Here is a 12,527-nt window from a genome sequence, read left to right as displayed (position 1 = left end):
GTTACAGCACCTCCGGCGCGAGCGAGATGATCTTCATGAACTTCTTCTCGCGCAGCTCACGGCCCACGGGGCCGAAGATACGGGTGCCGCGGGGGTCGCCATCGTTCTTGAGGATGACGGCCGCGTTCTCATCGAAGCGGATGTACGAGCCGTCCGGACGGCGGCGCTCCTTGACGGTGCGAACGATGACGGCCTTGACGACGTCACCCTTCTTCACGTTGCCACCGGGGATCGCGTCCTTGACGGTGGCGACGATGACGTCACCGATGCCCGCGTAGCGGCGACCGGAACCACCGAGAACACGGATGCAAAGGATCTCCTTCGCACCAGTGTTGTCGGCGACGCGCAGTCGCGACTCCTGCTGGATCACGTCTATCTCCTGAATGTCTGCCGGTTCCCGGCAGGTGCTTCCTGGGAAACACCTGCCGAGCCTGGCGGAACTGTTCCTAGGGGGTCCCCCTAGGAGGGATTACTTGGCCTTTTCGAGGATCTCGACGACGCGCCAACGCTTCGTCGCGGACAGCGGCCGGGTCTCCATGAGGAGGACGCGGTCGCCGACGCCCGCAGCGTTCTGCTCGTCGTGTGCCTTGAGCTTGTTGGTACGGCGGATGACCTTGCCGTACAGCGCGTGCTTGACGCGGTCCTCGACTGCGACGACGACGGTCTTGTCCATCTTGTCGCTGACGACCAGACCCTCACGGGTCTTGCGGAAGCCGCGCTCGGTCTTCTCAGTCACGTTCTTCTCGCTCATCAGGCGTTCTCCACCGTCTCGATGCCCAGCTCACGCTCACGCATCAGGGTGTAGATCCGGGCGATGTCCTTGCGGACGGCCTTCAGCCGGCCGTGGTTTTCGAGCTGTCCGGTCGCCGCCTGGAAGCGGAGGTTGAACAGCTCCTCCTTGGCCTCACGAAGCTTGGCAACGAGGTCCTCGTTGTTCAGCTCGCGCAGCTCGGTCGCCTTGGTACCGGCCGCCATCACGACTCACCTGCCTCGCGCCGCACGATGCGGCACTTCATCGGAAGCTTGTGGGCGGCGCGGGTCAGCGCCTCCTTGGCAACCTTTTCGTTCGGGAAGGACAGCTCGAACATCACCCGACCGGGCTTGACGTTCGCGATCCACCACTCCGGAGAACCCTTACCGGAACCCATGCGGGTCTCGGCCGGCTTCTTCGTCAGCGGACGGTCGGGGTAGATGTTGATCCACACCTTGCCGCCACGCTTGATGTGACGGGTCATGGCGATACGAGCGGACTCGATCTGCCGGTTCGTCACGTAGGCCGGGGTGACGGCCTGAATGCCGTACTCACCGAAGGCAAGCTCGGTACCGCCCTTGGCCATACCGTTCCGCTTCGGGTGGTGCTGCTTGCGGTGCTTGACCCTGCGAGGGATCAGCATGTCGGTCAGCCCTCCGTTCCAGGGTTCTCCGCCGGAGCAGCGGCAGCGGCCTCGGCCTTGGGGGCCTCGGCTGCCGGAGCCTGCTGCTGCGGCTTACGGCCGCGACCGCCACGCTCGCCACCGCGGCGCGGGCGCTCGTTGCCACCGCGGGCCGGGCGGTTACCCGCACGGGCGGCAGCGTTCTCGGCACGCACCTCGGCGATGTTCTTGACGTCGCCCTTGTAGATCCAGACCTTCACGCCGATGCGACCGAAGGTGGTCTTGGCCTCGAAGAAGCCGTAGTCGACGTTGGCGCGGAGCGTGTGCAGGGGCACACGGCCCTCGCGGTAGAACTCCGAGCGGGACATCTCGGCGCCGCCGAGACGGCCACCGCACTGGATCTTGATGCCCTTGGCGCCGGCCTTCATCGTCGACTGCATGCTCTTACGCATGGCGCGACGGAAGGAGACGCGGGAGGAGAGCTGCTCGGCGACGGCCTGGGCGACCAGCTGAGCATCGGTCTCGGGGTTCTTGACCTCGAGGATGTTCAGCTGGACCTGCTTGCCGGTCAGCTTCTCCAGCTCACCGCGGATGCGGTCGGCCTCGGCGCCGCGGCGACCGATGACGATGCCCGGGCGAGCGGTGTGGATGTCAACGCGGACGCGCTCACGGGTGCGCTCGATCTCCACCTTGGAGATACCGGCGCGCTCCATGCCCTTCGTCATCATGCGACGAATGGCGACGTCTTCCTTGACGTAGTCCTTGTACAGCTTGTCGGCGTACCAACGGGACTTGAAGTCCGTCGTCACACCGAGCCGGAACCCGTGCGGGTTTACCTTCTGGCCCATTACCGGGTTCCTTCCTTGCTGCTGACGACCACGGTGATGTGGCTGGTCCGCTTACGGATCCGGTAGGCACGGCCCTGGGCACGCGGACGGAACCGCTTCAGGGTCGGGCCCTCATCCACGTACGCCTCGCTGATGACCAGCGAAGAGGCGTCGGTGTGGTCGTAGTTGTGCGCGGCGTTGGCAATGGCGCTGTCCAGCACCTTGCCCACCGGCACGCTCGCGGCCTGCGGGGCGAAACGCAGGACCGCCTGAGCCTCCGTGGCATCCATGCCACGGATAAGGTCCACCACGCGGCGGGCCTTCATGGGCGTGACGCGGATGTACCGCGCCTGGGCCCTGGCTTCCATGGTTGTCCCTTCGGTGTCAGTCATAGTCTTCGCACTCCGGTCGATCAGCGACGACGCGACTTGCGGTCGTCCTTCTCGTGGCCGCGGAAGGTGCGGGTCGGCGCAAACTCGCCGAGCTTGTGGCCGACCATCGACTCGGTGACGAACACCGGGACGTGCTTGCGGCCGTCGTGCACCGCGATCGTGTGGCCGAGCATGGCCGGGACGATCATGGAGCGGCGGGACCAGGTCTTGATGACGTTCTTGGTGCCTGCGTCGTTCTGTACGTCCACCTTCTTGGCGAGGTGGTCGTCGACGAAGGGCCCCTTCTTGAGACTGCGCGGCATCTAAACCCGCTCCTAGCGCTTCTTGTTCGTCTTGCGGCGGCGGACGATGTACTTGTTGCTGGCCTTCTTCGGCGAGCGAGTACGACCCTCCTTCTTGCCCCAGGGCGAGACCGGGTGGCGACCACCGGAAGTCTTGCCCTCACCACCACCGTGCGGGTGGTCAACCGGGTTCATCACGACACCACGCACGGTCGGGCGGACGCCCTTCCAGCGCATACGGCCGGCCTTGCCCCAGTTGATGTTCGACTGCTCGGCGTTGCCGACCTCGCCGACAGTGGCGCGGCAGCGGACGTCGACCAGGCGGATCTCGCCGGACGGCATGCGCAGGTGGGCCATGGAGCCCTCACGCGCCAGCAGCTGCACGGAGGCACCCGCGGAGCGGGCGAACTTCGCGCCGCCGCCGGGCCGCAGCTCGATGGCGTGGATGGTCGTACCGACCGGGATGTTGCGCAGCGGCAGGTTGTTGCCCGGCTTGATGTCGGCGCCAGCGCCGTTCTCAATCCGGTCACCCTGCTGCAGGCCGCGCGGCGCGATGATGTAGCGCTTCTCGCCGTCCGCGTAGTGCAGCAGCGCGATGCGCGCGGTGCGGTTGGGGTCGTACTCGATGTGCGCGACCTTGGCCGGCACGCCGTCCTTGTCGTGACGACGGAAGTCGATCACGCGGTAGGCGCGCTTGTGGCCACCGCCCTGGTGGCGAACGGTCACACGACCGGCGTTGTTACGGCCGCCCTTGCTGTGCAGCGGGCGGACCAGCGACTTCTCCGGCGTGGACCGCGTGATCTCGACAAAGTCGGCGACGCTGGAGCCACGACGGCCCGGGGTCGTCGGCTTGTACTTGCGGATACCCATTTCTCAGTCCTCGTCCGATTCCGGACGACTCGGACTCCGTTAGGAGACCGGGCCGCCGAAGATGTCGATACGGTCGCCCTCGGCGAGGGTCACGATGGCGCGCTTGGTGTCAGCGCGCTTACCGAAACCGGTCTTGGTGCGCTTGCGCTTACCCTGACGGTTAATCGTGTTGACCCCGGTGACCTTGACCGAGAAGACCGCCTCGACGGCCTGCTTGATCTGGGTCTTGTTCGAGCCGGGCGCGACGATGAACGTGTACTTGTTCTCGTCCAGCAGCGCGTAGCTCTTCTCGGACACAACCGGCTTGACGAGGACGTCACGCGGGTCCGTGAAGGTCTTGCTGGTGACGACGGCCTCACTCATCAGGCGTCGCTCCCTTCGGTCTCAACGGCCTTGGGGCCAGACACGAAGGACTCGAAGGCGGCCTTGGTGAAGACCACGTCGTCGGAGACGAGCACGTCGTACGTGTTCAGCTGGCCCGGCTCCAGGATGTGGACCTGGGGCAGGTTACGGGCGGACAGCCACGCGGCCTCGTCGGAGCGCTCGACGACCAGCAGCACGTTCTTGCGGTCGCTGATCTTGCCGAACAGGCCCTTGGCGGCCTTGGTGGACACCGCGCCGTCGACCACGCCGGAGACGACGTGGATGCGGCTGTGGCGGGCCCGGTCGGTCAGCGCACCGCGCAGGGCGGCGGCCTTCATCTTCTTCGGGGTCCGCTGGCTGTAGTCACGCGGCACGGGGCCGTGGACGACGCCACCACCGGCGAACTGCGGCGCACGGGTCGAACCCTGGCGCGCACGGCCGGTGCCCTTCTGGCGGTACGGCTTCCTGCCACCGCCACGGACCTCGCCGCGGGTCTTGGTCTTGTGCGTGCCCTGACGGGCAGCGGCCAGCTGCGCGACGACGACCTGGTGGATCAGCGGAATGCTGACCTTCGCGTCGAAGATCTCCGTGGGGAGCTCGACGGTCCCGGCCTTGTCGCCTGCCGGCGAAAGGATGTCAATGGTGCTCATCGGTTACCTCAGGCCCCCTTGGCCGCGGTACGGACCAGGACGAGGCCGCCGTTCGGACCAGGAACTGCGCCCTTGATGAGGAGCAGACCCTTCTCCGCGTCAACGGCGTGGACGGTCAGGTTCTGGGTGGTGACCCGCTCATTGCCCATACGGCCGGCCATCCGCATGCCCTTGAACACGCGGCCCGGGGTGGCGCAGCCACCGATGGAGCCCGGCTTGCGGTGCACGCGGTGGGCACCGTGCGAAGCCTTGCCACCGCCGAAGCCGTGACGCTTCATGACACCGGCGAAGCCCTTGCCCTTGCTCTTGCCGGTCACGTCCACCTTCACGCCCGCCTCGAAGACGTCGGCGCTCAGCTCCTGGCCGAGGGTGTACTCGCTCGCGTCAGCGGTACGAACCTCGACGAGGTGGCGGCGGGGGGTGACGTCGGCCTTCGCGAAGTGGCCCTTGAGGGGCTTGTTCACCTTGCGCGGGTCGATCTCGCCGAAGGCGATCTGGACGGAGTCGTAGCCGTCCTGGTCATTGGTGCGCACCTGGGTAACGACGCAGGGGCCGGCCTTCACCACGGTCACCGGGACGACACGGTTGTTCTCGTCCCAGACCTGGGTCATGCCGAGCTTCTCGCCCAGGAGCCCCTTGATCTGCTTAGCCATCTCTTCCGCGCCTCTCAGAGCTTGATCTCGATGTCAACGCCGGCCGGAAGGTCCAGGCGCATCAGCGAGTCAACGGTCTTGGGCGTCGGGTCGAGGATGTCGATCAGGCGCTTGTGCGTGCGCATCTCGAAGTGCTCGCGCGAGTCCTTGTACTTGTGCGGCGACTTGATGACGCAGTACACGTTCTTCTCAGTGGGCAGCGGCACCGGGCCCGCGACCGACGCACCAGTGCGGGTCACCGTCTCGACGATCTTCTTCGCCGAGGAGTCGATGACCTCGTGGTCGTAGGCCTTGAGCCGGATGCGGATCTTCTGTCCCGCCATGGCTACTTCGTAGTCCTGTCTCTCGTAACGCTCTGGGACCCGGGAGGTCACCGTTCTTCACCGACCCACGCGGTCGGGCGTGTCGCGCTCCTTCTCGTAAATCTCCGCACGGAAGATCCCTCAAGGAGGAGAGCGTGGGGGAAGAACACCCACCGGGCGCCTGGAAGAGGCACCCCGCTGACACTTCCCGGAAGATTCCCGTACTTCCGCCCCTGAAAAGAGGCGACGAATACCTGGGACTCGCTTCCAGTCCTCCCGGCGGGAGGCGCGCAGCATCGGCACTCAACCGAGCAACCTGGCCAGTGTGCCACACGGGGGACACCACTGGCCAACTGAAGTGGGAGAGCTTACCCGACGACACGGAGGAGTTGCCCGAGGCCGGCCCCTCCGTCACCGCGTGCGAGCGTCCGCAGCTCAGGGTGGCCACTGCCGGGGCAGGGCTCTATACCACAGGGACGCCCAGCGTTCGGCCGGCGGGAGCGGCCGGACACCGGGCGAGGTCCGGGTCAGCCACGCGCCTGCTCGCGGACGAAGGCGGCGAGCCGGTCGAGGACCTCGTCGATCCCGTCCGGCAGGAGGTGGCTGAAGGGCAGCCGCATGACGTTGCACGGGGGCGCGTCGGCTGAGACGTGGTGCGGCGGCGCCCACAGCCCCCGGTGCTCGCGGGCGCCGTGCTCCAGCAGGCGGCCGCCGACCGCGAAGCACACCGCCAGCGGGAGGCGCGTAGGGGCGCGCAGCGTCTCGTGTGGCTCCAGCCCAGGGCCGCCGCCATGGCCAAGACCTTCTCGTCGACGCGCAGCCCGTAAAGCTGGAACCAGGAGCGGCCGGCTGCCGCGGCGACCCCCTCCAGCGGATAGCTGCTCAGGGCGCCGATGGCGAACGGCACCCCGGCCTGCCGGGCGGCCCGCGTCGCCGCCAACTCGCCGTCGGGGCAGATCAGTTGGCGGTAGGCAGACGCCCTAGGGCACCTTCACGGCGGCCGCGAGCGCCAGGTCCCGCGGGCTCAGTGAAGCCGGGGCCGGGCTGGCCCTTCGGCGGCGTGGTGGCGCAGGAGATGGCCGTCCAACTGCGCGCCACCGACGAGCAGACAGGCACCCTGGTCCTCTTGGACGCCTATCCACCGCACCGGCAGGACCTCACGCTCGCCGCCACAACGCACCCTGCGCACACGATCGACGGCGACGAGGGACCGCCCAGATCCGGCCCGACATCCTCCGCCAGACCTGGGATGCCGTCTCGGAGTGACTGAGCCGCTGACGCCCGCGGGCCGGGCCGTATGGCATCGCCCCCGCGGTGCCATACGGCCCGACCCCCTGCGTCGACAGCCCCCATGACAGCCAACAGGCCGTCCACAAAAGCGAGTTCACCAGACCGAAGCACAAGCAGCCCAAGCAACAAAAGCCACACAAGCAGCAGCAAGAACCGCGACAGAACAGCAGAAAGCCCCGCCCACCTTGCGGTGAGCGGGGCTTCCCGAACTGCTACCGGATCAACCGGAGACCGTCTTACTTGACGATCTTGGTGACCTGGCCGGCGCCGACGGTCCGACCACCCTCACGGATGGCGAACTTCAGGCCCTCCTCCATGGCGACAGGCTGGATGAGGTCCACCTTCATCTCGGTGTTGTCACCCGGCATGACCATCTCGGTGCCCTCGGGGAGGGTCACAACACCGGTCACGTCAGTCGTACGGAAGTAGAACTGCGGACGGTAGTTGTTGAAGAACGGCGTGTGGCGGCCACCCTCGTCCTTGGACAGGATGTAGGCCTGCGCCTCGAACTCGGTGTGCGGGGTGACCGAGCCCGGCTTGATGATGACCTGGCCGCGCTCGACGTCCTCGCGCTTGATGCCGCGGAGCAGCAGACCGACGTTCTCACCGGCCTGGCCCTCATCGAGCAGCTTGCGGAACATCTCGATACCGGTGACGGTGGTCGAGGTCTTGTCCTGCTTGATGCCGATGATGTCGACGGTCTCGTTGACCTTGAGGATGCCGCGCTCGATACGACCGGTGACGACGGTGCCACGACCGGTGATCGTGAAGACGTCCTCGATCGGCATCAGGAACGGCTTGTCGACGTCGCGCTCGGGCTGCGGGATCGACTCGTCGACGGCCTTCATCAGCTCGAGGACGGAGTTGCCCCACTCCTTGTCGCCCTCGAGGGCCTTCAGAGCGGAGACCTTGACGACCGGAACGTCGTCGCCGGGGAACTCGTACTCGGAGAGGAGCTCACGGACCTCGAGCTCGACGAGCTCCAGGATCTCCTCGTCGTCCACCATGTCGGCCTTGTTCAGGGCGACAACGATGTACGGAACGCCGACCTGGCGGGCCAGGAGCACGTGCTCCTTGGTCTGCGGCATCGGGCCGTCGGTGGCGGCGACCACGAGGATGGCGCCGTCCATCTGCGCGGCACCCGTGATCATGTTCTTGATGTAGTCCGCGTGACCGGGGCAGTCAACGTGGGCGTAGTGACGCGTCTCGGTCTGGTACTCGACGTGCGCGATGGAGATGGTGATACCGCGCTGGCGCTCCTCAGGAGCCTTGTCGATCTGGTCGAAGGCCGAGGCCTCGTTCAGGTCCGGGTACGCGTCGTGCAGCACCTTGGTAATGGCGGCCGTGAGGGTCGTCTTACCGTGGTCAATGTGACCGATGGTGCCGATGTTGACGTGCGGCTTAGTCCGCTCGAACTTCGCCTTCGCCACTGGGGTCCTCCTGTGGAGTGGTTCTGTACGCCTTACTCATCGGCGCCAGGTGATCTTTGCTGGATAGCCCGGGCCCGGGGGCATTCCTCCACGGTTGCGGCGGAATGCCCCGGTGGACCCGGAGTCAAGCCTAGAGCGTGAACTCAGGGAGTGAGTTACTCGCCCTTGGCCTTGGCGATGATCTCCTCGGCGACGTTCTTGGGAACCTCGGCGTAGGAGTCGAACTGCATCGAGTAGCTCGCGCGACCCGACGTCTTGCTGCGGAGGTCTCCGACGTAGCCGAACATCTCCGAGAGCGGCACCAGACCCGTGACGAGCTTGGCGCCGGCGCGGTCCTCCATGGACTGGATCTGACCACGGCGGGAGTTGATGTCGCCGATCACGTCGCCCATGTAGTCCTCGGGCGTGGTGACCTCGACCTTCATCATCGGCTCGAGCAGGGCCGGGCTGGCCTTGCGGGCAGCCTCCTTGAAGGCCATCGAACCGGCGATCTTGAACGCCATTTCCGACGAGTCGACCTCGTGGAAGGCGCCGTCGAGGAGCGTGACCTTGACACCGGTCAGCGGGTAGCCGGCGAGAACACCGAACTCCATGGCCTCCTGGCAGCCCGCGTCCACGGACGGGATGTACTCCCGCGGGATGCGGCCACCGGTGACCTTGTTCTCGAACTCGTACCCGTCGCCCTCGAGCGGCGCGATGGCGATCTGCACCTTCGCGAACTGGCCGGAACCACCAGTCTGCTTCTTGTGCGTGTAGTCGAGACGCTCGACCGCCTTGCGCAGGGTCTCGCGGTAGGCGACCTGCGGCTTGCCGACGTTGGCCTCGACCCGGAACTCACGCTTCATACGGTCGACCAGCACGTCGAGGTGCAGCTCGCCCATACCCGCGATGATGGTCTGGCCGGTCTCCTCGTCGGTGTGCACCTGGAACGAGGGGTCTTCCTCGGCGAGACGCTGGATGGCGACACCCAGCTTCTCCTGGTCGCCCTTGGACTTGGGCTCAATGGCGACCTGGATGACCGGAGCCGGGAACTCCATCGACTCGAGGATCACCGGGGAACCCGCGTCGCAGAGGGTCTCACCGGTGGTGGTCTGCTTCAGACCCATGACGGCGACGATGTCGCCGGCACCCACCGCGTCGATCTCCTCACGCTTGTTCGCGTGCATCCGGTAGATCTTGCCGATGCGCTCCTTCTTGCCCTTCACCGAGTTCTGCACCTGCGTGCCGGCCTCGAGGCGGCCCGAGTACACCCGGATGAAGGTGAGCTTGCCCAGGTGGGGGTCGCTCGCAATCTTGAACGCGAGGGCGGCCAGCGGCTCGTCCTCGGACGGCTTGCGCTTGATGACCTCGTCCGCGTTGTTGACGGCGTGGCCCTCGATGGCCTCGACGTCCAGCGGAGAGGGGAGGTAGCGCACGACCGCGTCGAGCAGGGGCTGCACGCCCTTGTTCTTGAACGCGGTACCGCAGAACACCGGCGTGACGGTGGTGACGTCGGCGTTGCCGGAGGCGATGGTGATACGACGGATCGCGGCGTAGAGCTGCTCCTCGGTGGGCTCCTGGCCCTCCAGGTAGAGCTCCATGACCTCTTCGTCGTTCTCGGCGACGACCTCGAGCAGCTTGCCGCGGTACTCCTCGGCAGCCTCGATGTGCGTGTCCGGGATGTCGACGGTGTCGTACATCTCGCCCTTGGCCGCCTCGGCGGACCAGACCAGCGCCTTCATCTTGACGAGGTCGACGACACCCTTGAAGTCGGCCTCGGCACCGATCGGCAGCTGCATCACGATCGGGGTCGCGCCCAGGCGATCCGTGATCATGTCGACGCAGCGGTGGAACTCGGCGCCCGTGCGGTCAAGCTTGTTGACGAAGCAGATGCGCGGAACGCCGTAGCGGTCCGCCTGGCGCCAGACGGTCTCCGACTGGGGCTCGACACCGGCGACGCCGTCGAACACCGTCACCGCACCGTCGAGCACGCGCAGCGAGCGCTCCACCTCGACGGTGAAGTCGACGTGGCCCGGGGTGTCGATGATGTTGATGGTGTTGTCGACGTTCTCCAGCGGCCAGTGGCAGGTCGTCGCGGCAGACGTGATCGTGATGCCGCGCTCCTGCTCCTGCTCCATCCAGTCCATCGTGGCAGCGCCGTCGTGGACTTCACCGATCTTGTAAGAAACACCGGTGTAGAACAGGATCCGCTCGGTGGTGGTCGTCTTGCCCGCGTCGATGTGGGCCATGATCCCGATGTTGCGGACCTTGGCCAGGTCAAGCGAAGTGGTAGCCATAGTGGCTCAGTCTTCTCTCGGTCTCGATGGGGGTTGCGACTACCAGCGGTAGTGCGCGAAGGCCTTGTTGGACTCGGCCATCTTGTGCGTGTCCTCACGCTTCTTGACCGAAGCGCCGAGGCCGTTGGAGGCGTCGAGCAGTTCGTTCATGAGGCGCTCGGTCATGGTCTTCTCGCGGCGGGCGCGGGAGTAGCCCACGAGCCAGCGGAGCGACAGCGTGGCGGCACGGCCAGGCTTGACCTCGACCGGGACCTGGTAGGTCGCGCCACCGACACGGCGGGACTTGACCTCAAGGGTCGGCTTGATGTTCTCCAGCGCGCGCTTCAGCGTGATGACCGGGTCGGTGCCGGTCTTCTCACGCAGACCCTCCATGGCGCCGTAGACGATGCGCTCAGCGGTGGAGCGCTTGCCGTTCAGCAGCACCTTGTTGATGAGGGAGGTCACCAGGGGGGAGCCGTAAACCGGGTCGATGATGACCGGGCGCTTCGGGGCGGGGCCCTTACGAGGCATTCTTACTTCTCCTTCTTGGCGCCGTAGCGGCTGCGAGCCTGCTTGCGGTTCTTGACGCCCTGCGTGTCGAGGGAGCCGCGGATGATCTTGTACCGAACACCCGGCAGGTCCTTCACACGGCCGCCGCGCACGAGCACGATCGAGTGCTCCTGCAGGTTGTGGCCCTCACCCGGAATGTAAGCGGTGACCTCGATCCCACTGGTCAGACGCACACGCGCGACCTTACGCAGGGCCGAGTTCGGCTTCTTCGGGGTGGTCGTGAACACACGCGTGCAGACGCCACGGCGCTGGGGCGAACCCTCAAGTGCGGGCGTCTTGTTCTTCTCGACCTTGTCCTGCCGGCCCTTACGGACCAGCTGCTGGATCGTAGGCACTACTTCTCCGGTTTCTGTGTGCCAGTCTCGGTAAAGCTAACCCGGAACATTCCCCGACCCACGCGGTCGGGTGTGTCGAATACTGCAGACCTGCCTCGCTGGAACGAGGACGGCGGCAGATTGCGGTGTCAAAACCCGGCTGCCGCGCTGCCGGGACTCTCCGGCCGGCAAACTGGCGGGAGAAGGCGCGCACGGCAGCCCAGGGACACCCCAGGCACAAGGTCAGAGCGTACCTACAGCATTGGCTGCGGTCAAAACAAATGCACACGCGAAGGACACGCCGGACGCCCCCGACGCTGCGGCCACCGTAGTGCGTCCCCGAGCCCTACGGAAGACGGCACACGGCCCTCAGCCGCGGGTCACCGCGAGCAGCACCATCACCAGGAAGAACAGTGCCCAGGCACCGATCCCGAGCCAACCGATGAGCAATCCGGCGATCGCCTGGCCGTCTCCCCGCTCCCCCGTGCGCCGGATCTCGCCCCGCGCCTTGTGCCCCAGGATCACCGCGGGGATCGACGTCAGCCCCCAGGTGAACGGGGAGAGCAGCCCGCAGACCAGGGCGCCCGTGGCGGAGCCGTTGGTCGACTGCGGCATCGGCATCGGCATGGGAAGGAACGTCGCCGGCATGGCGGGCGCCGCCGGCCGCGGCGCGAACTGCGCCTGCGGCACCGGCCCTTGGGGCAGATCCGCGACCAGCGTCTGCAGTTCCGCGTGGGTCTGCGCCTGGTACGCGCGGGAGATCCGCTGCTCGTACTCGGGCTGGGCGAGCCGGCCCTCCGCGAAACCCGCCTTCAGCACATCGACCGCCCGCTCGCGATCGGCGTGCGAGGCACGCATGACAGGCGCCTGATATGGGTTCTGAGCAGGCTGCCCACCCTGCCACGGCTGGAATGCCATGTCGCGAACCTCCCCCCGCTCAACAGTTGTCCCCATCCT

General features: G+C 66.5%; 19 protein-coding genes and 1 pseudogene. 1 reads left to right on the top strand and 19 read right to left on the bottom strand.

Going from position 1 to position 12,527, the window contains the following annotated elements; translation table 11 throughout:
* Position 1: 1 nt before the first annotated feature.
* The 14 genes and pseudogenes from rplN to ACIQE0_RS12910 form a co-directional block, all read right to left on the bottom strand.
* Positions 2-370, bottom strand: a complete 369-nt coding sequence (rplN, locus tag ACIQE0_RS12975) for a 50S ribosomal protein L14 (RefSeq protein ID WP_003998823.1) — start codon at positions 368-370, stop codon at positions 2-4.
* A gap of 99 nt (positions 371-469) precedes the next feature.
* On the bottom strand, positions 470-751 hold the full coding sequence (gene rpsQ, locus ACIQE0_RS12970; RefSeq protein WP_109281737.1) for a 30S ribosomal protein S17: 282 nt from the start codon (positions 749-751) through the stop codon (positions 470-472).
* Positions 751-975, bottom strand: a complete 225-nt coding sequence (gene rpmC / locus ACIQE0_RS12965; RefSeq protein ID WP_384101756.1) for a 50S ribosomal protein L29 — start codon at positions 973-975, stop codon at positions 751-753. The genes rpsQ and rpmC overlap by 1 nt, the downstream gene beginning before the upstream one ends.
* Positions 975-1,394: a 50S ribosomal protein L16 gene (gene rplP / locus ACIQE0_RS12960; protein ID WP_366329817.1), complete on the bottom strand. Its 420-nt coding sequence runs from the start codon at positions 1,392-1,394 to the stop codon at positions 975-977. Before rplP ends, rpmC begins: the two co-directional genes overlap by 1 nt.
* A gap of 5 nt (positions 1,395-1,399) precedes the next feature.
* On the bottom strand, positions 1,400-2,221 hold the full coding sequence (gene rpsC / locus ACIQE0_RS12955; RefSeq protein ID WP_066980863.1) for a 30S ribosomal protein S3: 822 nt from the start codon (positions 2,219-2,221) through the stop codon (positions 1,400-1,402).
* Positions 2,221-2,568, bottom strand: a complete 348-nt coding sequence (rplV, locus tag ACIQE0_RS12950; RefSeq protein ID WP_004571827.1) for a 50S ribosomal protein L22 — start codon at positions 2,566-2,568, stop codon at positions 2,221-2,223. The genes rpsC and rplV overlap by 1 nt, the downstream gene beginning before the upstream one ends.
* 44 nt (positions 2,569-2,612) lie before the next feature.
* The gene (rpsS, locus tag ACIQE0_RS12945) at positions 2,613-2,894 is read right to left on the bottom strand and encodes a 30S ribosomal protein S19 (protein WP_016571057.1); all 282 of its coding nucleotides are present in this window, start codon (positions 2,892-2,894) and stop codon (positions 2,613-2,615) included.
* Positions 2,895-2,906: 12 nt separating this feature from the next.
* Positions 2,907-3,743, bottom strand: a complete 837-nt coding sequence (rplB, locus tag ACIQE0_RS12940) for a 50S ribosomal protein L2 (RefSeq protein WP_016571056.1) — start codon at positions 3,741-3,743, stop codon at positions 2,907-2,909.
* 39 nt (positions 3,744-3,782) lie between these two features.
* On the bottom strand, positions 3,783-4,106 hold the full coding sequence (gene rplW, locus ACIQE0_RS12935) for a 50S ribosomal protein L23 (RefSeq protein ID WP_016571055.1): 324 nt from the start codon (positions 4,104-4,106) through the stop codon (positions 3,783-3,785).
* A complete protein-coding gene (gene rplD, locus ACIQE0_RS12930) occupies positions 4,106-4,756 on the bottom strand; it encodes a 50S ribosomal protein L4 (protein ID WP_366329816.1) in 651 nt (216 codons plus the stop codon). The genes rplW and rplD overlap by 1 nt, the downstream gene beginning before the upstream one ends.
* A gap of 8 nt (positions 4,757-4,764) precedes the next feature.
* Entirely contained in the window at positions 4,765-5,409 is a 645-nt protein-coding gene (gene rplC, locus ACIQE0_RS12925; RefSeq protein ID WP_018538758.1) for a 50S ribosomal protein L3, read from the bottom strand.
* Positions 5,410-5,423: 14 nt separating this feature from the next.
* Positions 5,424-5,732 carry a 30S ribosomal protein S10 gene (gene rpsJ, locus ACIQE0_RS12920; RefSeq protein ID WP_003948644.1) on the bottom strand — a complete coding sequence of 103 codons (309 nt, stop codon included), beginning with the start codon at positions 5,730-5,732 and terminating at the stop codon, positions 5,424-5,426.
* Positions 5,733-6,238: 506 nt separating this feature from the next.
* Entirely contained in the window at positions 6,239-6,439 is a 201-nt protein-coding gene (locus ACIQE0_RS12915) for a hypothetical protein (RefSeq protein WP_402331194.1), read from the bottom strand.
* Positions 6,440-6,513: 74 nt separating this feature from the next.
* A pseudogene (locus ACIQE0_RS12910) lies at positions 6,514-6,675 on the bottom strand (alpha-hydroxy-acid oxidizing protein); the annotation flags it as partial.
* 63 nt (positions 6,676-6,738) lie between these two features.
* On the opposite strand from ACIQE0_RS12910, the gene ACIQE0_RS12905 reads away from it, so the two are divergent.
* Complete coding sequence (locus ACIQE0_RS12905) at positions 6,739-6,981, top strand: thioesterase domain-containing protein (protein WP_402331192.1); 243 nt, start codon at positions 6,739-6,741, stop codon at positions 6,979-6,981.
* Positions 6,982-7,237: 256 nt separating this feature from the next.
* Here ACIQE0_RS12905 and tuf read toward each other — a convergent pair whose 3' ends face one another.
* From tuf to ACIQE0_RS12880, 5 genes are all read right to left on the bottom strand, one after another.
* Complete coding sequence (tuf, locus tag ACIQE0_RS12900) at positions 7,238-8,431, bottom strand: elongation factor Tu (RefSeq protein WP_344580557.1); 1,194 nt, start codon at positions 8,429-8,431, stop codon at positions 7,238-7,240.
* A gap of 155 nt (positions 8,432-8,586) precedes the next feature.
* Entirely contained in the window at positions 8,587-10,707 is a 2,121-nt protein-coding gene (gene fusA / locus ACIQE0_RS12895; RefSeq protein ID WP_366329815.1) for an elongation factor G, read from the bottom strand.
* A 39-nt stretch (positions 10,708-10,746) separates the two neighbouring features.
* Positions 10,747-11,217, bottom strand: a complete 471-nt coding sequence (gene rpsG, locus ACIQE0_RS12890; RefSeq protein WP_018538761.1) for a 30S ribosomal protein S7 — start codon at positions 11,215-11,217, stop codon at positions 10,747-10,749.
* Between the two features lie 2 nt (positions 11,218-11,219).
* Positions 11,220-11,591 carry a 30S ribosomal protein S12 gene (rpsL, locus tag ACIQE0_RS12885; protein ID WP_003948652.1) on the bottom strand — a complete coding sequence of 124 codons (372 nt, stop codon included), beginning with the start codon at positions 11,589-11,591 and terminating at the stop codon, positions 11,220-11,222.
* 348 nt (positions 11,592-11,939) lie between these two features.
* Positions 11,940-12,428, bottom strand: a complete 489-nt coding sequence (locus ACIQE0_RS12880) for a DUF1707 and DUF4190 domain-containing protein (protein ID WP_366329814.1) — start codon at positions 12,426-12,428, stop codon at positions 11,940-11,942.
* Positions 12,429-12,527: the final 99 nt, after the last annotated feature.

This window comes from Streptomyces sp. NPDC093097 (assembly GCF_044754325.1).
In the GTDB taxonomy this organism is placed as follows: Bacteria; Actinomycetota; Actinomycetes; order Streptomycetales; family Streptomycetaceae; genus Streptomyces.
Note: the sequence above shows the minus strand (reverse complement) of the source record. Positions and strands in the feature narration are given on the sequence as shown.

Coding starts and splice junctions, on each gene's coding strand:
- rplC (WP_018538758.1), bottom strand. CDS start 5,409: ATGGCTAAGCAGATCAAGGGGCTCCTGGGCGAGAAGCTCGGCATGACC.
- rpsJ (WP_003948644.1), bottom strand. CDS start 5,732: ATGGCGGGACAGAAGATCCGCATCCGGCTCAAGGCCTACGACCACGAG.
- rpsQ (WP_109281737.1), bottom strand. CDS start 751: ATGAGCGAGAAGAACGTGACTGAGAAGACCGAGCGCGGCTTCCGCAAG.
- rplB (WP_016571056.1), bottom strand. CDS start 3,743: ATGGGTATCCGCAAGTACAAGCCGACGACCCCGGGCCGTCGTGGCTCC.
- rplD (WP_366329816.1), bottom strand. CDS start 4,756: ATGAGCACCATTGACATCCTTTCGCCGGCAGGCGACAAGGCCGGGACC.
- rpmC (WP_384101756.1), bottom strand. CDS start 975: ATGGCGGCCGGTACCAAGGCGACCGAGCTGCGCGAGCTGAACAACGAG.
- rplW (WP_016571055.1), bottom strand. CDS start 4,106: ATGAGTGAGGCCGTCGTCACCAGCAAGACCTTCACGGACCCGCGTGAC.
- fusA (WP_366329815.1), bottom strand. CDS start 10,707: ATGGCTACCACTTCGCTTGACCTGGCCAAGGTCCGCAACATCGGGATC.
- rplP (WP_366329817.1), bottom strand. CDS start 1,394: ATGCTGATCCCTCGCAGGGTCAAGCACCGCAAGCAGCACCACCCGAAG.
- rpsS (WP_016571057.1), bottom strand. CDS start 2,894: ATGCCGCGCAGTCTCAAGAAGGGGCCCTTCGTCGACGACCACCTCGCC.
- rpsG (WP_018538761.1), bottom strand. CDS start 11,217: ATGCCTCGTAAGGGCCCCGCCCCGAAGCGCCCGGTCATCATCGACCCG.
- rplV (WP_004571827.1), bottom strand. CDS start 2,568: ATGGAAGCCAGGGCCCAGGCGCGGTACATCCGCGTCACGCCCATGAAG.
- ACIQE0_RS12880 (WP_366329814.1), bottom strand. CDS start 12,428: ATGCGTGCCTCGCACGCCGATCGCGAGCGGGCGGTCGATGTGCTGAAG.
- rpsC (WP_066980863.1), bottom strand. CDS start 2,221: ATGGGCCAGAAGGTAAACCCGCACGGGTTCCGGCTCGGTGTGACGACG.